Source organism: Streptomyces rishiriensis (assembly GCF_030815485.1).
GTDB lineage: Bacteria > Actinomycetota > Actinomycetes > Streptomycetales > Streptomycetaceae > Streptomyces > Streptomyces rishiriensis_A.
Map to the genome: position 1 here is coordinate 5,529,955 of NZ_JAUSWV010000002.1, position 19,562 is coordinate 5,549,516.

A 19,562-nucleotide genomic window follows, 5' to 3' on the forward strand; every position below is an offset into this window, starting at 1 on the left:
GTACTGACGGCAGAGCGCTCAGGTAAAGCGCGGTCAATGAGGAGGCATCCATGCGTGGAGCCACGCACGCCAAGTGGGCCGCATGCGCGGCGGCGGCAGCACTCGCGGCGACGGCGTGCGGGGGCGGGGGGAGCGACAGCGGCGGCGACGGCGGCGCCGTGCTCAGCTCGTCCTGGGGAGACCCGCAGAACCCGCTGGAGCCCGCCAACACCAACGAGGTGCAGGGCGGCAAGGTCCTCGACATGATCTTCCGCAGCCTGAAGAAGTACAACCCCGAGACCGGCGCGGCCGAGGACATGCTGGCCGAGAAGATCGAGACCACCGACTCCCAGAACTTCACCATCACCGTCAAGGACGGCTGGACGTTCAGCAATGGCGAAAAAGTGACGTCGAAATCCTTCGTCACCGCCTGGAACTACGCGGCGAGTCTGAAGAACAACCAGAAGAACGCCTACTTCTTCGAGTACATCGACGGCTACACGGCGGCCCACCCCGCCAGCGGCTCGCAGACGACCGACGTCCTCTCCGGGCTCAAGGTCGTGAACGACCGGACCTTCACCGTCAAGCTCAAGCAGAAGTTCTCCACCTTCCCCGACACCCTGGGCTACCCCGCCTACGCCCCGCTGCCCCAGGCCTTCTTCACCGACCACGCGAACTGGCTGAAGAAACCGATCGGAAACGGGCCGTACACGATCGACTCCTACACCAAGGGCTCCCAGATGGCCCTGAAGAAGTGGGACGGCTACCCCGGCGACGACAAGGCGGAGAACGGCGGCGTGACCCTGAAGGTCTACACCGACAACAACACCGCCTACACCGACCTGCTGGCCGGCAACCTCGACCTCGTCGACGACGTGCCCGCGGCCCAGCTCAAGAACGTCAAGAACGACCTCGGCGACCGCTATCTGAACACCCCCGCCGGCATCATCCAGACCCTGGCCTTCCCCTTCTACGACAAGAAGTGGAACACCTCCGGCTCGGACAAGGTCCGTACCGGCCTCTCCCGCGCGATCGACCGCAAGCAGATCACCGAGACGATCTTCCAGAACACCCGCACCCCCGCCACCGACTGGACCTCCCCGGTGCTCGGCGAGGAGGGCGGCTTCAAGGAAGGGCTGTGCGGGGACGCCTGCGACTACGACCCCGCCGCGGCGAAGAAGCTCATCCAGGAGGGTGGCGGCCTGCCCGGCGGCCAGGTGAAGATCACATACAACGCGGACACCGGATCTCACAAACAGTGGGTCGACGCGGTCTGCAACTCGATCAACAACGCCCTCGACAACGACAAGGCCTGCGTCGGCAACCCGGTCGGTACCTTCGCGGACTTCCGCACCCAGATCGGCGACCGCAAGATGACCGGCCCCTTCCGGGCGGGGGTGGCAGATGGACTACCCCCTCATCCAGAACTTCCTCCAGCCGCTCTACTACACGAACGCCTCCTCCAACGACGGCAAGTGGTCCGACAAGGAATTCGACTCGCTCGTCGACAAGGCCAACGCCGAGACCGACACGGCCAAGGCCGTGCAGACCTTCCAGCAGGCCGAGGAGGTCGTCCGCGACAACATGGCCGCCATCCCGCTCTGGTACCAGAACGGCAGCGCCGGCTACTCGGAGCGGCTCTCGAACGTCAAGCTCAACCCGTTCTCCGTCCCGGTCTACAACGAGATCAAGGTCGGCTGACCCGCCATGGGCCGGTATGTGATCCGGCGCCTGCTCCAGATGATCCCGGTGTTCATCGGTGCCACGCTGCTGATCTTCCTGATGGTGAACGTGATGGGCGACCCCGTCGCGGGCCTGTGCGGCGACCGGGAGTGCGACCCCGCCACCGCCACCCAGCTGAAGAAGGAGTTCGGCCTCGACAAGCCGGTCTGGCAGCAGTACCTGACCTACATGGGGAACGTCTTCACCGGAGACTTCGGTACGGCGTTCAACGGCCAGCCGGTCACCGAGCTGATGGCGACGGCCTTCCCGGTCACCATCCGGCTGACGATCGTCGCGATCCTCTTCGAGATCGTCATCGGCATCACCCTCGGCGTCGTGACGGGTCTGCGCCGCGGCCGGCCGGTCGACACCGGGGTCCTGCTGCTCACCCTCGTCGTCATCTCCGTCCCCACCTTCGTCACCGGCCTGCTGCTCCAGCTGCTGCTCGGCGTCGAATGGGGCTGGATCAAACCGTCGGTCTCCTCGGAAGCCACCTTCGGCGAGCTGATCGTGCCGGGCCTGGTGCTCGCCTCCGTCTCCCTGGCGTACGTCACCCGGCTGACCCGCACCTCCATCGCGGAGAACAGACGGTCCGACTACGTCCGGACGGCCGTCGCCAAGGGGCTGCCCCGCCGCCGGGTCGTCACCCGGCATCTGCTGCGCAACTCCCTCATCCCCGTGGTCACCTTCATCGGCACCGACATCGGCGCCCTGATGGGCGGTGCGATCGTCACCGAGCGCATCTTCAACATCCACGGTGTCGGCTTCCAGCTCTACCAGGGGATCCTCCGCCAGAACACCCAGACCGTCGTCGGCTTCGTGACCGTCCTCGTCCTGGTCTTCCTGGTGGCCAACCTGCTCGTCGACCTCCTGTACGCCGTACTCGACCCGAGGATCCGCTATGCCTGAGCCGACGCCGCCGGAGCACCACCTGCCGGGCGCCGGCCGTACCCCGGAGGACGGAGCCATCGCCGACACCGGCATGGGCGGCGCGATGGACCTGGCCACGGCGGAGGGCGAGACCCTCGAGAAGACCCCCGGCGGACCGCAGGGCACCGGGCCGTCCGAGAAGGCCCGTTCCCTCTGGTCCGACGCCTGGCGGGACCTGCGCCGCAACCCGGTCTTCATGGTCTCCGGCCTGGTCATCCTCTTCCTGGTCTTCGTGTCCCTGTGGCCCGGTTCCATCACCTGGCTGAGCCCCCTCAAGTGCGACCTCGCCAAGGCCCAGGAGGGCTCCCAGCCCGGCCACCCGTTCGGCTTCGACGGCCAGGGCTGCGACGTCTACACGCGCGTCGTCTACGGCGCCCGTACGTCCGTCACGGTCGGCGTCCTGGCCACCCTCGGCGTCGCCCTGTTCGGCAGCGTGCTGGGCGGACTCGCGGGGTTCTTCGGCGGGGTGGGCGACTCGGTCCTGTCCCGGATCACCGACGTCTTCTTCGCCATCCCGGTCGTCCTCGGCGGCCTGGTCCTCCTGTCCGTCGTGACCAGCAATACGGTCTGGCCGGTCATCGGGTTCATGGTGCTGCTCGGCTGGCCCCAGATCTCCCGGATCGCCCGCGGCTCGGTGATCACCGTCAAGCAGAACGACTACGTCCAAGCGGCCCGGGCCCTGGGCGCCCCCCACTCCCGGCTGCTGCTGCGGCACATCGCGCCGAACGCGGTCGCTCCGGTGATCGTCGTGGCGACCATCGCGCTCGGCACGTTCATCGCCCTGGAGGCGACCCTGTCCTACCTCGGCGTCGGGCTGAAGCCGCCGACCGTCTCCTGGGGCATCGACATCTCCGCCGCCTCGCCCTACATCCGCAACGCCCCGCACGCCCTGCTGTGGCCCTCGGGCGCCCTGGCCCTCACGGTCCTGGCGTTCATCATGCTCGGCGACGCGGTGCGCGACGCCCTCGACCCGAAGCTGAGGTGACGGCCGGATGCTGCTCGAAGTACGCGACCTGCACGTGGAGTTCCGCACCCGGGACGGGATCGCCAGGGCCGTCAACGGCGTCAGCTACGGCGTGGACGCGGGCGAGACCCTCGCCGTGCTCGGCGAGTCCGGCTCCGGCAAGTCCGTCACCGCCCAGGCGATCATGGGGATCCTCGACATGCCGCCCGGCCGGATCACCGGCGGCGAGATCCTCTTCCGCGGCAAGGACCTGCTGCGACTCAAGGAGGAGGAGCGCCGCAAGGTCCGCGGCGCCGAGATGGCGATGATCTTCCAGGACGCCCTGTCGTCCCTGAACCCCGTGCTGTCGGTGGGCGACCAGCTCGGCGAGATGTTCGTCGTGCACCGGGGGATGTCGAGGAAGGACGCGCGGGCCAAGGCCGTGGAGCTGATGGACCGGGTCCGCATCCCGGGCGCCCGTGAACGGGTCAGGGACTACCCGCACCAGTTCTCCGGCGGTATGCGCCAGCGCATCATGATCGCGATGGCGATGGCCCTGGAACCGGCGCTCATCATCGCCGACGAGCCCACCACCGCCCTCGACGTCACCGTCCAGGCCCAGGTCATGGACCTGCTCGCGGAGCTCCAGCGCGAGTACCGCATGGGCCTGATCCTCATCACCCACGACCTGGGCGTGGTCGCGGACGTGGCCGACCGGATCGCGGTGATGTACGCGGGCCGGATCGTCGAGTCCGCCCCGGTCCACGACATCTACAAGGCCCCGGCCCACCCCTACACCCGCGGCCTGCTCGACTCCATCCCGCGGCTGGACCAGAAGGGCCAGGAGCTCTACGCCATCAAGGGCCTGCCGCCCAACCTCCTGCACATCCCGCCCGGCTGCCCCTTCAACCCGCGCTGCCCGATGGCACAGGACGTGTGCCGTACGGACGTACCCCCGCTGTACGAGGTCGACGAGTCCCCGGCCGACCGCACGAGCGCGTGCCACTTCTGGAGGGAGTGCCTGCATGGCTAGTTCCGCATCGGCCGAGCCGATCCTCGAGGTGAGTGGGCTGGTCAAGCACTATCCGCTCACCCAGGGCATCCTGTTCAGGAAGCAGGTCGGCGCGGTCAAGGCCGTCGACGGCGTCGACTTCACCCTCCACCGCGGCGAGACCCTGGGCATCGTCGGCGAGTCCGGCTGCGGCAAGTCCACGGTCGCCAAGATGCTGGTCAACCTGGAGAAGCCGACGGCCGGGGAGATCCGCTACAAGGGCGAGGACGTCACCGGGCTGTCGGGCAAGGCGCTGCGGGCGGTCCGGCGCAACATCCAGATGGTCTTCCAGGATCCGTACACCTCGCTCAACCCGCGCATGACCGTCGGCGACATCATCGGGGAGCCGTACGAGATCCACCCCGAGGTGGCGCCCAAAGGCGACCGGCGGAAGAAGGTCCAGGACCTGCTGGACGTCGTCGGGCTCAACCCCGAGTACATCAACCGCTACCCGCACCAGTTCTCCGGCGGTCAGCGGCAGCGCATCGGCATCGCGCGCGGGCTGGCCCTGCGCCCGGAGGTGATCGTCGCCGACGAGCCGGTGTCCGCGCTGGACGTGTCGGTCCAGGCGCAGGTGATCAACCTGCTGGACCGGCTCCAGAGCGAGTTCGAGCTCTCCTACCTGTTCATCGCCCACGACCTCTCGATCGTCCGCCACATCTCGGACCGGGTGGGGGTGATGTACCTGGGCCGGATCGTGGAGATCGGCAGGGACGCCGAGATCTACGACCACCCGACGCATCCCTACACCCAGGCCCTGCTGTCCGCGGTCCCGGTGCCGGACCCGGAGGCGCGCGAGCGCCGGGAGCGGATCATCCTGGCGGGCGACGTGCCGTCCCCGACGAACATCCCCTCCGGCTGCCGTTTCCGTACCCGTTGCTGGAAGGCCGAGGAGCGGTGCGCGCTGGAGGTGCCGGCGCTGGCGGTCCCGGCGGAGTTCCGGCTCTCGATCGGCCCGGCGGCCCACCCGTCGGCGTGTCACTTCGCCGAGGAGAAGCAGGTGGTCCCACCGGAGGAACCACCGGGGCAAACGCGGGCCGATCACGGCGACGGGGCGCCATAGGCACCCAAACACACATCAACCGCGTTAACATACAGGCAACTTGACCGACCCGATTCCGATATACGGACGGGCCACTCTGTACAGCGTACGGCCGTGCGGGTGCCGTAAACGGGCCGGGAGCGCCATGTCTCCCGGCCCGTTTTTCTGCGCCTACGGCACTACGTCAGCCCCAGTGAGCGCTTCAGGAAGTCCACCTGGAGCAGGAGCAGGTTCTCCGCGACCTGTTCCTGGGGGGTCATGTGGGTGACGCCCGACAGGGGGAGCACCTCGTGCGGGCGGCCGGCGGCCAGCAGGGCCGAGGAGAGCCGCAGGGCGTGGGCGACGACCACGTTGTCGTCGGCCAGGCCGTGGACGATCATCAGCGGGCGGTGCGGTTCGGCGGGCGAGGAGAGCCCCTCGTCGGTGACGAGCGAGCTCTTCGCGTACGCCTGCGCGGTCGTGGCCGGGTCGCCGAGGTACCGCTCGGTGTAGTGGGTGTCGTAGAGCCGCCAGTCGGTCACCGGGGCGCCGGCGATGCCGGCGTGGAAGACGTCGGGGCGGCGCAGCACCGCGAGGGCCGCGAGCCAGCCGCCGTAGGACCAGCCGCGGATCGCCACCCGGGAGAGGTCGAGGGGATGGCTCTTCGCCAGTGCCTCCAGCGCCTCGACCTGGTCGTCGAGACTGACCGTGAGGTCGTGGTGGATCGCCTTCTCCCAGCCCGGTGAGCGGCCCGGGGTGCCCCGCCCGTCGGCGACGACCACCGCGAAGCCCTGGTCGGCGAACCACTGCGAGGTCAGATGCGCGTGGTGCGCGGCGAGCACCCGGGGCCCGTGCGGGCCGCCGTAGGGGTCCATGAGCACGGGCAGGGGGGTGTCACCGTGGTAGTCCGTAGGCATAAGCACGGCGCACGGAATGCGCCGTGCGCCCCCTTCGGTGAGCAGTACGCGGGGGGACAGACCAGGATCCTCGGCGTACGAGCGGACAGTCGCCGCGACCTTCCCGTCCCGTATCACCCGCGCCACGCTGCCCGGCCGGTCGAGCACCGCCGACACCAGAACGGTCACGTTCCCCGAGCGCACCGCCGAGTGCACCCCGGGTTCCTGGGAGAGGCGCTCGACGCCGAGTTCGTTGACGCGGTAGACGTGCACCTCACCGGTTTCCGGCGCGGCCGCGTCCACCCCGGCCGAGGCGGCGACCAGTACGTCGTCGGAGGTGACGTCCAGCACCGCGCGGACGTGCAACTGGGCGCCCGTCAGCGGACGTTCCCCGACCGCCAGGACCCGGGCGCCGCCCTCGTCGGCGATCCTGACCAACTGCCCCGACGGGCTCCAGCACGGCACCCCAGGGAAAAGATCGAGCCAAATCCGATCTTCGTCGGCGTGCACCATCCGGGTCGCCCCGGAGTCGGTGTCCACCGCCAGGAACAGCTGACTGCGCTGGTCGCGCGCCTGGACGAGCAGCAGCGGCGCTCCCGCCCCTGACCAGTGCACTCGCGCCAGATACGGATAGCGCGCCCGGTCCCAGACGACCTCGGTGCGCACCCCGTCGAGCCCGAACACGAACAGCCGGACCTCGGCGTTGGGCGTCCCGGCAGCCGGATACGGCACGTGTTGTGGGTCACGTTTCGGCTGGGCCGGATCGGAGATCCACCACCGCTCCACCGGCGTGTCGTCCACCCGCGTGACCAGCAGTCGATCCGACTCCGGAGACCACCAGAACCCCCGCGAGCGGCCCATCTCCTCGGCCGCGATGAACTCGGCCGATCCATAGGCAACCGTGTCCGATTCCGGCTCCGCCAGCGCCCGGTCGCCGTCGCCCTCGGCGCCCACCACCCGCAGGGCGCCCCCGACGACGTACGCCACGAGCCGCCCGTCGGGGGACGGACGGGGGTCGATCACCGGCCCGGGGACCGCGAGTTCGGTGGCCGTGCCGGCCCGCAGCTCCGCCGTGAAAAGCCGCCCTGACAAGGTGAAAGACGCCAACTCGACGGCCTCGTCGGTGGCGTAGCCGACGATCCCCGCGCCGCCCTCACGGCTGCGCTCACGGCGTGCGCGCTCCTCCGGCGAGAGGTCCTCCGAGGTGCCGCCGAGCAGGACGCGCGGGTCGGCCGCCGGGCGCTCCGAGCCGTCCGCCGGGTCGAGGACCCACAGCGCGCCCGCCCGGTCCGTGCCGGAGCCGGAACGCAGGAACACGACCCGGGAGCTGTCGGGGGCCACCGTGAACGAACGCGGCGCGCCGAGGGTGAAACGCTGGGTGCGGGCGTGCCTGCGGGGAAAGGAATCCGGCTCGGTCGTCATCCTCCGACCATATTGGCCATGCGACCCCCTTGTGCGGCTGTGCGCCGCGAGATGCGCACCCACACATAGTTATGATCACTAGCGCAGGGTGGGTATGAACCTGCTGGCTGATGTATGGATTTACCCGTTCCCTTGGTCTGCTTTTGCCCCCATGTTCCCGGGTCCTTGGAGGTGAACCGCCGTGGCACTCTCGATTTCGGCGGTGGTGCTGCTGGCGATCATCGTCTTCCTGCTGGTCAAGAAGTCGGGGCTGAAGGGCGGCCACGCGGTCGTCTGCATCCTGCTCGGCTTCTATCTGGCCTCCTCGACGATCGCGCCCACGATCAGCGACCTGACGACGAGCGTGGCGAGCATGATCGGCAGCATCAAGTTCTGACGCGTGCCGACCCTGCGTCTGCCCCTGCGCGGGAGATGTAGTCCTGCCTCGTAGGGTTGGCCTCATGACGGAACTCCCCTCCCCCAACCTCCGGCCGGGGGGACCCCCAGCTCGCGCCGCTCGGCGTCTGCTGCTGGTGCACGCGCACCCGGACGACGAGTCGATCAACAACGGCGCGACCATGGCCAGGTACGCGGCCGAGGGTGCCCGGGTGACCCTGGTCACCTGCACTCTCGGCGAGCGCGGCGAGGTCATCCCGCCGGAGCTGCGGCACCTGACCGGTGCCGCCCTGGGGGAGCACCGGCGTCGTGAACTCGCCGCCGCCATGGCGGAACTCGGCGTCGACGACTTCCGCCTGCTCGGCGGCGCCGGCCGCTACGGCGACTCCGGGATGATGGGCCTTCCCGACAACGACGACCCGGGCTGCTTCTGGCGGGCAGACCTCGACGAGGCCGCCGCGTCCCTCGCCGAGGTCGTCCTCGAGGTGCGCCCCCAGGTCCTCGTCACCTACGACGACGACGGCGGCTACGGCCACCCCGACCACATCCAGGCCCACCGCGTCGCCATGCGGGCCGCGGAGCTCGCCGAGGACGCCGGGTGGCGCATCCCGAAGGTGTACTGGAACCGCGTCCCGCGCTCCGTCGCCGAGGCCGCCTTCGCCCGGCTCCAGGCAGAGCTGCCGGGGCTGCCGTTCGGGAAGGGCGCCGTCGTGTCCGACGTGCCGGGTGTGGTGGACGACGACCGGGTCACCGCCGAGATCGACGGCGGCCCCGCGTACACCGCCGCCAAGGCCGCCGCGATGCGCGCCCACGCCACCCAGGTCGAAGTCGCGCCCGGCGACCGGTACTTCGCCCTCTCGAACGAGCTCGCCCAGCCCCTGTTCCCGACCGAGTACTACGAACTCGTACGCGGGGAGCCCGCCGGGAAGAGGGAGACCGACCTGTTCGCCGGTACGGGCGACGCGGCGGAGGTGGCGTGATGTCCGACCGTGGTTCGATGCTCGCCCAGCCGCTGCGGATGCCCCCCGCCGGACGGGCCGTCGCCTGCGTGGGACTCCTGCTGCTCGGCGCGATCACCGGTCTCGCCGGGGCGCTCGTCCAGGCCGGCTGGTTCCCGGGCGGACTGCTCCTCGCGCTCGTGGGCGCGGCCGGGCTGTTCCTCGGCGGGGCGCGGGCCCTGCGCAGCCGCGCCGGGGCCGTCGCGCCCGCCGCCGGCTGGATGATCTCCGTCATCCTGTGCACTGCGGGCCGTCCCGAGGGCGACTTCCTGTTCGGCGCGGGTGGCGGCTCCTACCTCTTCCTGCTCGGCGGCATGGCACTTGCTGTGATCTGCGCCACCATTGGTTCGGGGCGGCAACCGGTCGGCGGCGACGTCCGACTTGGCAAGTGACGTACCACTTCACCGTGGCGTGGCCGTGGGAGTCCGGTGTGGGTTTCCCCGGCGGTCGTGGGGTACGGGCCAGAAGTGGCCAGTATGGTGGTGCGCGCCGCCGAGCTGCCCGTGAGGCCGTGCGGGCGGCGGAGCCAACCTGGAGAACCTGCCTTGAGTCGTGAAACTGACAGTCCGTCCTCCGGGCCCAACGGGCGCGGCGGAGCCGCATACCCCTCGGGCACGCCGCCGTACGGCACCCCTGTGGTGTCCGACGCCGGTGCGGACGCGGGCCGTTCGTCCGCGCAGCCGGAGGAACGCAAGACCGAGACCACGCTGACGACCCGGATCCGCATCAACATCCCGGGTTCGCGGCCCATTCCGCCGGTCGTGATGCGCACACCCGTCGCCGACACGGAGGGCAGGGGCGCCGACAGCCCCGACGGCAACGGCCAGGCCGGTGCCGACGCGCCGTCGGCGCCGTCCCCGGCCGCCGTCGGCCACTCCTCGTCCGACACGGGCTCGTTCGAGCTGCCCGCCGATCCCGCGCCCGCCGCGGAGACGAGCAACTGGTTCGCGCCACGCAAGTCCGGGCCGGGCAAGGGCGGGCAGGGCGGGGGCTCCACCAACGGCGCGGGTCTGCCGGGCGGTTCCGCCGCCGGTACGGGCGCGCCCACGGGTCCCCCCGCCGGCGCGGCGGGACCGGGCCCGGCAACCGGCGCAGGCGCGCCGGGCGGCGCGCGGCCGGGCAACGGACGTCCCGGTGGTGTGGTCGGCGCCATGAGCGTGCCGGGCGGTTCGCGTCCCGGCGGCACCAACGGCGCCGGCATCCCCGGTGGCGCCACCGGCGGTCCCGTGGCTCCGGGACACGGCGGCGGCACGGGCTCCTTCGACGTCACCGAGGCACTCGCCGCGGGCCCGCGACCGGGCCAGCCGGGCCAGCCGCCGGTGCAGGGACAGGGGCCGGTGCAGGGTGCCGGCGGTGCCGAGCCGCGGCGCGACAACCTGCCGTACTTCTCCGGCAACGGCCAGAACGGCCAGAACGGCCAGGCCGGTCAGGCCGGTCAGAACGGCTTCGGCGCGCCGAACGGCTCGCACGGGCAGGGTCCCCAGGGCGGCCTCCCGGCCGGTCCCGGCGGCTCCTACGACTTCAACGGTCCGGAGGGCCCCGGCGGTCCCGCCGGCCGTGGCGGCCCCCAGGGCGGCCCAGCGGGCCCGACCGGCGGTCCGGTCACGGGCGACGGCCTGATGGCGCCTCCGATGGGCGGCGCACCGCACGGCGCTCCCGGCGTGACCCGCCCGCCAGGCGCCCCCGGCGGCCAGGCAGGTCCCGGCGGGCCGCGTGCCGTCGGCGCAGGCCCCGGCACCGGTCGTCTCCCGGGCGGTGGCCTGAGCGACGACACCGCGATCCTCACCCCGCAGAAGCCCGCCCCCGAACCGGGCGCGGGCGGCTATGGCGGCCGTCCCGTCGACAACGTCTCCGGGCACACCGTCACCAGCGGCATCCCCGTCGTGCCCGGCGGCCAGGGCGGTACGCGCGCCGACGGGCCGCTTCCGCACACTCCGCCCAGGGGGCCGGACCCGGCCCCGCAGAGCGCGCCCGCGGGCGACTCCAGGAACGCCAAGAAGAAAAAGAAGAAGAGTCGCGGCAAGCTGCCCCTGCTGGGTGGTCTGGCGGTCGTCGCGGGCGTCGGTCTCTACGGCGCCGGGCTGCTGATGAACCACTCCGACGTGCCCAAGGGCACCACCGTGCTCGGCGTCGACATCGGCGGCGGCACCAGCGACGACGCCGTCAAGAAGCTCGACGACGCCTTCGGCGAGCGGGTCACCCAGGTACTGAAGCTGTCCGTCGACGGCGACACCGTCACCCTGAAGCCGGATCAGGCAGGCCTCCAGTTCGACCTGCAGGCCACGGTCGACGACGCCGCCAAGAGCGACTACAACCCGGTTTCCGTGATCGGTTCGCTGTTCGGGCAGCACCGCGAGGTCGAGCCGGCGATGCCGGTCGACGAGGAGAAGCTCCAGGCGGCCCTCGAGTCCGCCGCGGGCGGCTCCGGCTCGGCCACCGACGGCACGATCAAGTTCGAGTCCGGCAAGGCCGTCGCCGTCTACGGCAAGGCCGGCAAGGGCATCGACGCGGCGCAGGCCCAGGAGGCCGTCGTCGAGGCCTACCGCGGCCAGGTGGAGACCGGCACGACCACCGCGGTGAAGGTCCCGACGACCGACAAGAAGCCGACGATCTCCGACGCCGAGGTCGACCGGATGATGAAGGAGTTCGCCGAACCGGCGATGTCCGGCAAGGTCACCGTCATGACCGACGCGGCGCACACGGTCTCCTTCAGCCCGAAGAACTCCCTCTGGAAGTTCCTCCAGGTCAAGGCGGTCAACGGCAAGCTCGTCGAGAGCTACGACCAGGCCGCCCTGACGGAGCTCTACGGCGGCACCTTCAACGGTGTGCTGATCACCCGCGGCACCGGCCAGAAGACGGCCGTCACGGTCCAGGACGTCATCAGCGCCCTGCGCCCGGCCCTGAAGAGCGAGACGGAGCGGACCGGCGTCATCGACACCGACCCGAGCTGAACCGACGGCAGTGCCGCATGACATCTGTCATGCGGCACTGAGGACGGCAGACACTGCCGCCCTCCCGGCCCCCGGGCGACGATTGCTGTCATGACGACGACAGCACCGGTGGTCGAATTCGACCAGGTGAGCAAGAGTTTCGGGGACGTGCGGGCCGTGGACGGCCTGACGCTCGCGCTGCGCCCGGGAGAGACCGTGGCGCTGCTGGGACCCAACGGGGCGGGCAAGTCGACCACCCTCGATCTGCTCCTCGGCCTCAAGCAGCCCGACAGCGGCACGGTCCGCGTCCTCGGCACCGGCCCGCGCGAGGCGATCGTCGCCGGCCGGGTCGGCGCGATGCTCCAGAGCGGCGGCCTGATGGACGAGGTCACGGTCGCCGAACTGGTCGGGCTGGCCTGCGGACTGCACCCGAAGCCGTACCGGACCGCCGATGTGCTGGCCCGCGCGGGCATCACCCAGATCGCCGACCGCAAGGTCGACAAGCTCTCCGGCGGCCAGGCCCAGCGGGTCCGGTTCGCCCTCGCCACCGCCGGCGACAGCGACCTGATCGTGCTGGACGAGCCCACCACCGGCATGGACGTCACCACCCGGCAGGCGTTCTGGGCCACCATGCGCGAGCAGGCCGACCAGGGCCACACGGTCCTGTTCGCCACCCACTACCTCGAAGAGGCCGACGCGATCGCCGACCGGGTGCTGGTCCTGCACCGGGGCCGGCTCCTGGCCGACGGCACGGCGGCCGAGATCAAGGCCAAGGCGGGGGCGCGCAGGATCGCCTTCGACCTGGCGGACGGGTTCGACGAGGCAGCCCTGCGCGCCCTGCCGTTCCTCACCGTTCTGACCGTCTCGCACAGCGGCTCCGCCGCGGGGCCGGGCCGGACCGTCCGCATCCAGTCCACCGACGCCGACGCCACCGTCCACGCGGTCTACGGCCTGGGGCTCTACCCCCGCAATCTCGAAGTCGCCGGGCTCGGTCTGGAGCAGGCCTTCGTCGCCCTCACCACCGCCGAGGAGGCGAAGTCCCGGTGAACGGACTGATCAAGCTGGAGCTCACCCGCGCCCTGCGCAACCGCAAGTTCCTCTTCTTCTCGGTGATCTATCCGTCGGTGCTGTTCCTGCTCATCGCGGGCAGCGCCGACAGCACGGAGAAGGTCGACGGCACCGGCCTGACCCTGCCGACCTACATGATGGTCTCGATGGCCTCCTTCGGAGCCCTCACCGCCGTCCTGATGGGCAACAGCGAACGCATCGCCAAGGAGCGCCAGAGCGGCTGGGTGCGGCAGTTGCGCCTGACCGCCCTCCCGGGCCGCGGTTACGTCCTCGCGAAGACGGCGAGCGCGGCCGTGGTCAGCCTGCCCTCGATCGTCGTCGTCTTCGCCGTCGCCGCGGCCGTGAAGGACGTACGGCTGGACGCCTGGCAGTGGTGCGCCCTCACCGGCGCGATCTGGGCCGGCAGCCTCGTCTTCGCCGCCCTGGGCGTGGCCATCGGCTACCTCGCGAACGGGGACGCGGTCCGCCCGGTCACGATGATCACCTACTTCGGCCTGTCGATCCTCGGCGGCCTGTGGATGCCGACGACGACCTTCCCGGCCTGGTTGCAGGACATGGCCGAGTGGGTGCCGACGCACGCGTACGCTGCGCTGGGGCAGTCCATCGAACAGAGTCAGGCCCCGCATGCCAAGGACATCGTCATCCTGGCCGTCTTCTTCGCCCTGTTCACGGGCGGCGCGGCCTGGCTGTACCGGAAGGACACGCTGAAGGCGTGAGCGTCATGACGGACGACCAGCTGCCGGAGAAGGCCCCTGGCGGACCGCCGATCGCGCTGGGCCGGCCGGCCCGCACGACGCGCGAGCTGTGGCGCCGCAAGCTGCTGTGGATCGGCATCTGGCTGGTGTTCCTCAGCTCACCGGTCCACGATCTCGTCTCCGGCCGGCACACCACCGGTGGCACGGTGGCCGGCTGGCTGGGCCTGGCGGTGTTCGTCACCGTCTACCTTTCGCTGCTCTTCCGGGACATGGGGGCCGCGCCCTACCCCGACCGGCTCGTCGCCGCCCTGATCGGCTCCATGGCGGTGCTCGCCACCGTGCTCTGCCTCACCCTCGGCTCCGCCTGGCTCGGCCTGTACTGCTATGTCTCCGTGGCCTGCGGGATGGTGCTGCCGCTGCGGGCGGCGTTCTGGACGATCCCGGGTACGGCCGCGGTGATGCTCCTGGTCGGCCTGCGCACCGACGAGGAGGAGGCGCTGAACCTCCTCCTGCTGGTCCTGCTCATCGGCTTCGCGATGACCGGGGTGAGCCAACTGGTCCGCACGACGGTCGAGTTGCGCAAGGCCCGCGCGACGGTCGCCCAGCTCGCCGCCAACGAGGAACGGCTTCGCCTGGCCCGGGACCTGCACGATCTGCTGGGGCACTCGCTCTCCCTGATCACCCTCAAGAGCGAGCTGGCCGGCCGGATGCTCCCCGGCCACCCCGACAAGGCCGCCCAGCAGGTCGCCGACATCGAACAGGTCAGCCGCCAGGCCCTGGTGGACGTCCGGGAGGCCGTCACCGGCTACCGCCGCCCCCGCCTCGCCGCCGAACTCGCGGGCGCACAGGTCGCGTTGACGGCGGCCGGCATGACCGCCGTGATTCCCGCCGAACCGGACCTCGACGGCGTTCCCGAGGAGAGCGAGTCCGCCCTCGCCTGGACCCTGCGCGAGGCGATCACCAACGTCGTACGGCACAGCGGCGGTGCCCGCTGCGCGGTGGACCTGGTGCGGCGCCAGACCCTGGACGGTCCGGTCCTCGAACTCTCCGTGGAGGACGACGGATCCGGCGGCTCGGGCAAGGGCCCCGGCAACGGCCTCACCGGCCTCACCGAACGCCTGGAGAAGGCCGGTGGCACGCTGGAGGCGGGCCGCGTCAAGCGCGGCTTCCGGCTGGCCGCCCGGGTCCCGGCCGGCCCGGTGCCGGACGTAGGATCCCGCTCATGAGTGGTGGCATGATCAAGGTCCTGCTGGCCGAGGACCAGTCGATGGTCCGCGAGGCCCTGGCGGCCCTGCTCGGTCTCGAGGACGACATCGAGGTGGTCGCCCAGGTGGCGCGCGGCGACGAGGTCCTGGCGGCGGCCCGCGCCCACGATGTCGACGTGGCGCTTCTGGACATCGAGATGCCGGGCGCTACGGGTATCGAGGCGGCCGCCCAACTCCACAGGGAACTGCCGAAGTTGAAGCTGGTCGTGCTCACGACCTTCGGCCGCCCCGGCTATCTGCGCAGTGCCATGGAGGCCGGCGCCGACGCCTTCCTCGTCAAGGACGCGCCCGCGGCGCAGCTCGCGGAGGCGGTCCGCAAGGTCCTGGCGGGCGAGCGGGTCATCGACCCCACGCTGGCGGCGGCGGCCCTGGCGGGCGGCGCCAACCCCCTGACCGACCGGGAGCGGGAGGTGCTGCGCGCGGCGGCCGACGGTTCGACGAACGCGGAACTGGCTGCGGCCCTGCACCTGTCCCAGGGCACGGTCCGCAACTACCTCTCGACGGCGATACAGAAACTGGCGGTGCGCAACAGGGCCGAGGCGGTGCGGACCGCGAGGGAGAAGGGCTGGCTGTGAGGGCCCGGCCCGCGGCGCCCTGACGAGCCGCCCAGGGGCCTGCCGGCGGCGACGGGCCTTCCAGGACCGGTCAGGACCGGCAGCGCCGGGGTGAGGAGCGGGCCGTAGGCCACCGGCCTCAGTTCAGCAGCGCCCGGGCGGCGAACGCCTCCTTGCGCACCCGCTCCGCCATCCCCTCGTCCACGATCTCCACCAGTCCCGCGTACTCCTCCAGTTCCTCGGCCCCGCCGACGAAGTCCCCCCGCTGCACGAGCAACTGCCCCTTCTCGTAGCGCAACCGGGCCGGATGGGAGGGCACCGCCAAGGCCAGCTCCACGGCCCACAGGGCGACATCCGACCGCTCCGGCCGGGCCACGGCCCACGAGCGGATGTTGTTCAGGATCCGCATCACCACGTCCAGCGGCTCCGCCGGGGTCAGCATCGACGGCTCCAGCCGTGCTCCCGTCGCCCCGGTGACCAGCGACTCCGCGTCCTCGCCCGACAGGATCCGGCCCCCGTCGAAGGGATCGACCAGCACCTGCCGCCCGAGGTCCGCGGGCGGCCCCAGCCCCACCACGAAGTGCCCGGGCAGCGCGACCCCGTACACCGGCGCCCCGGCCCGCCGGGCCACCTCCACCCACACCACCGACAACAGGATCGGCAGGCCCCGCCGCCGTACCAGCACCCGGTGCAGCAGCGACGACTCCAGCCGCTCGTAGTCGGCGGCCGCACCGCGGAACCCGTACCGCTCGCCGAGCAGCTCCCGCAGCGCCAGCGCCCACGCCTGCGGCCCGCCGGGCCGGTAGGGCAGTTCTCCCGCCAGCCGGTCCAGCTCGATCTGCGCGGCGTCCAGCGCGGCCTCGTCCAGCACCGGATCCGGCTCCGCTCCGATCAGCAGGCAGAGCAGGGCCAGATCGGGCCGCTCGGCCCGCGCCTCCTCGGCGAACCGCCGCCGCGCCTCCCCGGCATCGAACCCGCTCACGGAAGCTCCCGGTAGTGGTGGTAGGCGTGATGCGCGGCGAAGCCCATCCCGGCGTACAGCGCCCGTGCTCCCGCGTTGCCCTCCTCCACCTGGAGCCAGGCGGCCGACGCGCCTTCCGCCAGCGCCCGCCGGGCGAGCGCGGCCATCACGACGGTGGCCAGCCCGCGCCGCCGCTGCGCCGGATCGACCTCGACCGCCGCGAACCCGGCCCACCGCCCGTCCACGACGCACCGCCCGATCGCGGCGGGAGTCCCGCCGGACTCTGCGGGCACGGACGCGAACCACACCGAAGGGCCGCTCTCCAGCACCTTCAGGGCCACCTCGCTCACCCCCTTGCGCTGATACCGGGCAAGCCACGCCTCGTCGGCCTCCCGGGCCAGGACCACCCCTTCAGCCTCCGCCCGGTCGGCGAGGGGCGCCAGTGCCCCGATCCACAACTCGGCGGTCACCTCGCGCGCCCACCCGCGCCGCTCCAGCTCCGCACACAGCAGTTCCTGGGTGCCCTCGGCCCCCGTCGCGGTCTGCACATAGGCCGGCAGCCCGCGCTCGCCGTACCAACGCCGTACGACGTCCAGGGCCTCGTCCAGGGGGACGCCCGGCGTGCCGAGCGGCAGCACCGAGTTGGCCCGGCGGGTGAACCCGGCGGCGGCCCGCAGCTCCCATTCGCCGAGCCGCGCACTGTCCAGGGGGCGCCAGGCCCGTGAGGCGATCTGCGCGAGCTCCTCGTAGCCGGCGGCCGGGCCGCGGCGGCGCGCCGGGGCGGCCGGTACGACCTTCCCGGCGACCAGCGAGGACGCGTCAATGCGGACGCTCTCGCCGCTCTTCCGTGTGATCACCAGCACACCGGCGTCCCATGATGTGAGAACACCTACCGTGTCGGTGAATTTACCCCCGGCCGTACCCGCCTCGGTCAGGCATCGTACGGAGACACGTTTACCCACGTCAGCAGTGGTGATGCGGACCTCGAGGCGTCCGGCGGCCGAGATTTCCACAGGTCAGTTCACCCCTCCTGTTCGGATCATGCCCAAGAACGGAGATACTAGAGGCGGGCATCGACGACGCCGCGCTCCCGCGCGCCAGGCGGCGGAGCCTCAGGAGGCCCGCCAGCGCCCAATCGAGGAGGAACGACAGCGTGACCTACGTCATCGCGCAGCCTTGTGTCGACGTCAAGGACAAGGCGTGCATCGAAGAGTGCCCGGTCGACTGCATCTACGAGGGCCAGCGGTCCTTGTACATCCACCCGGACGAATGCGTCGACTGCGGCGCCTGTGAACCGGTCTGCCCGGTCGAGGCGATCTTCTACGAGGACGACACTCCGGAGGAGTGGAAGGACTACTACAAGGCGAACGTCGAGTTCTTCGACGAGCTCGGTTCGCCCGGCGGCGCCAGCAAGCTGGGTCTGATTGAGCGCGACCACCCCTTCGTCGCCGCGCTGCCGCCGCAGAACCAGTAAGAGCGGCCCGCGAGTGTGCCGCCTCGGTCCCGTACGGCCTGATCACCTCAGATCGCCGTGCGGGGCCGAGGCGTTTGCCGTAGAGGCCGCCGCCGTACCCAGAAAGTGAGCCAGAAGCCGTGTCCGCAGTCTCCGACCGTCTCCCCACCTTTCCCTGGGACAAGCTGGCGCCGTACAAGGCGACGGCCGCGGCCCATCAGGACGCCATCGTCGACCTGTCCGTCGGCACCCCCGTGGACCCGGTCCCCGAGCTGATCCAGAAGGCCCTCATCGACGCGGCCGACTCGCCCGGCTACCCGACGGTCTGGGGCACGCCCGAACTGCGCGACGCGATCACCGGCTGGGTGGAGCGCCGGCTCGGTGCCCGCGGTGTGACCCACCGGCACGTGCTGCCGATCGTCGGCTCCAAGGAACTGGTCGCCTGGCTCCCGACCCAGCTGGGCCTCGGCCCCGGCGACCGGGTCGCCCACCCGCGGCTGGCCTACCCGACCTACGAGGTCGGCGCGCGCCTGGCCCGCGCGGAGTACGAGGTCTACGACGACCCCACGGACCTGGACCCGGAGGGGCTGAAGCTGCTCTGGCTCAACTCGCCGTCCAACCCCACGGGCAAGGTGCTCTCCAAGGACGAGCTGACCCGGATCGTGGCCTGGGCCCGCGAGCACGGCGTGCTGCTCTTCTCCGACGAGTGCTATCTGGAGCTGGGCTGGGAGGCCGACCCGGTCTCCGTCCTGCACCCGGACGTCAACGGCGGCTCGTACGAGGGCATCGTCTCGGTCCACTCACTGTCGAAGCGCTCGAACCTGGCGGGCTACCGGGCGGCCTTCCTGGCGGGCGACCCGGCCGTCCTGGCCCCGCTCCTGGAGATCCGCAAGCACGGCGGCATGATGACGTCGGCGACCACGCAGGCAGCGGCCGTGGCGGCCCTCGGCGACGACGCCCACGTCCATGAGCAGCGCGAACGCTATGCGGCCCGCCGCACCGCGCTGCGCGAGGCACTGCTCTCCCACGGTTTCCGCATCGAACACAGCGAGGCCGGCCTCTACCTCTGGGCGACCCGGGACGAGTCCTGCTGGACCACCGTCGCCCACCTGGCGGACCTGGGCATCCTGGTGGCCCCGGGCGACTTCTACGGCGAGGCGGGCGAGAACTTCGTACGCGTGGCGCTGACGGCGACGGACGAGCGGATCGCGGCGGCGGTCGCGCGGCTGGCCCGCTAGCCCGCCGGGCCGCCCCCGCGGTCCCGGGTGCCCGCCCGGCGCCCGTGGCGGGTCCGGCGCG

17 protein-coding genes and 1 pseudogene are annotated in these 19,562 nt (G+C 71.4%); 15 read left to right on the forward strand and 3 right to left on the reverse strand.

Going from position 1 to position 19,562, the window contains the following annotated elements:
* The first annotated feature begins 50 nt into the window (after nt 1–50).
* From QF030_RS27210 to QF030_RS27230, 5 genes and pseudogenes are all read left to right on the forward strand, one after another.
* Nucleotides 51–1,680, forward strand: a pseudogene (locus QF030_RS27210) (peptide ABC transporter substrate-binding protein).
* Nucleotides 1,681–1,686: 6 nt separating this feature from the next.
* Complete coding sequence (locus QF030_RS27215; RefSeq protein ID WP_307165237.1) at nt 1,687–2,610, forward strand: ABC transporter permease; 924 nt, start codon at nt 1,687–1,689, stop codon at nt 2,608–2,610.
* On the forward strand, nt 2,603–3,616 hold the full coding sequence (locus QF030_RS27220) for an ABC transporter permease (RefSeq protein ID WP_307165238.1): 1,014 nt from the start codon (nt 2,603–2,605) through the stop codon (nt 3,614–3,616). The genes QF030_RS27215 and QF030_RS27220 overlap by 8 nt, the downstream gene beginning before the upstream one ends.
* A gap of 7 nt (nt 3,617–3,623) precedes the next feature.
* Nucleotides 3,624–4,607 (forward strand): ABC transporter ATP-binding protein, encoded by a 984-nt coding sequence (locus QF030_RS27225; protein ID WP_307165239.1) that lies wholly within the window; start codon nt 3,624–3,626, stop codon nt 4,605–4,607.
* Nucleotides 4,600–5,688 (forward strand): ABC transporter ATP-binding protein, encoded by a 1,089-nt coding sequence (locus QF030_RS27230; RefSeq protein WP_307165240.1) that lies wholly within the window; start codon nt 4,600–4,602, stop codon nt 5,686–5,688. The genes QF030_RS27225 and QF030_RS27230 overlap by 8 nt, the downstream gene beginning before the upstream one ends.
* Before the next feature lie 158 nt (nt 5,689–5,846).
* Here the strand turns inward: QF030_RS27230 and QF030_RS27235 are convergent, their stop codons facing one another.
* A complete protein-coding gene (locus tag QF030_RS27235) occupies nt 5,847–7,964 on the reverse strand; it encodes a S9 family peptidase (protein ID WP_307165241.1) in 2,118 nt (705 codons plus the stop codon).
* Between the two features lie 181 nt (nt 7,965–8,145).
* Here QF030_RS27235 and QF030_RS27240 point away from each other — a divergent pair, with 181 nt between their 5' ends.
* The 8 genes from QF030_RS27240 to QF030_RS27275 all read left to right on the forward strand — a co-directional run bounded on the left by QF030_RS27240 (nt 8,146) and on the right by QF030_RS27275 (nt 15,870).
* The gene (locus QF030_RS27240) at nt 8,146–8,340 is read left to right on the forward strand and encodes a hypothetical protein (RefSeq protein WP_020127941.1); all 195 of its coding nucleotides are present in this window, start codon (nt 8,146–8,148) and stop codon (nt 8,338–8,340) included.
* A 64-nt stretch (nt 8,341–8,404) separates the two neighbouring features.
* On the forward strand, nt 8,405–9,319 hold the full coding sequence (mshB, locus tag QF030_RS27245; protein WP_307165242.1) for an N-acetyl-1-D-myo-inositol-2-amino-2-deoxy-alpha-D-glucopyranoside deacetylase: 915 nt from the start codon (nt 8,405–8,407) through the stop codon (nt 9,317–9,319).
* A complete protein-coding gene (locus QF030_RS27250) occupies nt 9,319–9,729 on the forward strand; it encodes a DUF6113 family protein (protein WP_307165243.1) in 411 nt (136 codons plus the stop codon). The genes mshB and QF030_RS27250 overlap by 1 nt, the downstream gene beginning before the upstream one ends.
* A 153-nt stretch (nt 9,730–9,882) precedes the next feature.
* Nucleotides 9,883–12,288 (forward strand): hypothetical protein, encoded by a 2,406-nt coding sequence (locus QF030_RS27255; protein WP_307165244.1) that lies wholly within the window; start codon nt 9,883–9,885, stop codon nt 12,286–12,288.
* A gap of 90 nt (nt 12,289–12,378) precedes the next feature.
* Nucleotides 12,379–13,314, forward strand: coding sequence for an ABC transporter ATP-binding protein (locus QF030_RS27260; RefSeq protein WP_307165245.1), 936 nt, complete (start codon nt 12,379–12,381; stop codon nt 13,312–13,314).
* Complete coding sequence (locus tag QF030_RS27265) at nt 13,311–14,051, forward strand: ABC transporter permease (RefSeq protein ID WP_307165246.1); 741 nt, start codon at nt 13,311–13,313, stop codon at nt 14,049–14,051. Before QF030_RS27260 ends, QF030_RS27265 begins: the two co-directional genes overlap by 4 nt.
* Nucleotides 14,052–14,056: 5 nt before the next feature.
* Nucleotides 14,057–15,256 (forward strand): sensor histidine kinase, encoded by a 1,200-nt coding sequence (locus tag QF030_RS27270; RefSeq protein ID WP_307167711.1) that lies wholly within the window; start codon nt 14,057–14,059, stop codon nt 15,254–15,256.
* On the forward strand, nt 15,253–15,870 hold the full coding sequence (locus QF030_RS27275) for a response regulator transcription factor (RefSeq protein ID WP_307165247.1): 618 nt from the start codon (nt 15,253–15,255) through the stop codon (nt 15,868–15,870). The genes QF030_RS27270 and QF030_RS27275 overlap by 4 nt, the downstream gene beginning before the upstream one ends.
* 118 nt (nt 15,871–15,988) lie before the next feature.
* On the opposite strand, the gene QF030_RS27280 is transcribed toward QF030_RS27275, so the two are convergent.
* Nucleotides 15,989–16,831: a transglutaminase-like domain-containing protein gene (locus QF030_RS27280; protein ID WP_307165248.1), complete on the reverse strand. Its 843-nt coding sequence runs from the start codon at nt 16,829–16,831 to the stop codon at nt 15,989–15,991.
* The gene (locus QF030_RS27285; RefSeq protein WP_307165249.1) at nt 16,828–17,823 is read right to left on the reverse strand and encodes a GNAT family N-acetyltransferase; all 996 of its coding nucleotides are present in this window, start codon (nt 17,821–17,823) and stop codon (nt 16,828–16,830) included. The genes QF030_RS27280 and QF030_RS27285 overlap by 4 nt, the downstream gene beginning before the upstream one ends.
* Nucleotides 17,824–17,963: 140 nt before the next feature.
* On the opposite strand from QF030_RS27285, the gene fdxA reads away from it, so the two are divergent.
* Together fdxA and QF030_RS27295 are read left to right on the forward strand one after the other, a co-directional pair.
* Entirely contained in the window at nt 17,964–18,284 is a 321-nt protein-coding gene (gene fdxA, locus QF030_RS27290) for a ferredoxin (RefSeq protein WP_003973842.1), read from the forward strand.
* A 119-nt stretch (nt 18,285–18,403) separates the two neighbouring features.
* A complete protein-coding gene (locus QF030_RS27295) occupies nt 18,404–19,501 on the forward strand; it encodes a bifunctional succinyldiaminopimelate transaminase/glutamate-prephenate aminotransferase (protein WP_307165250.1) in 1,098 nt (365 codons plus the stop codon).
* Nucleotides 19,502–19,562: the final 61 nt, after the last annotated feature.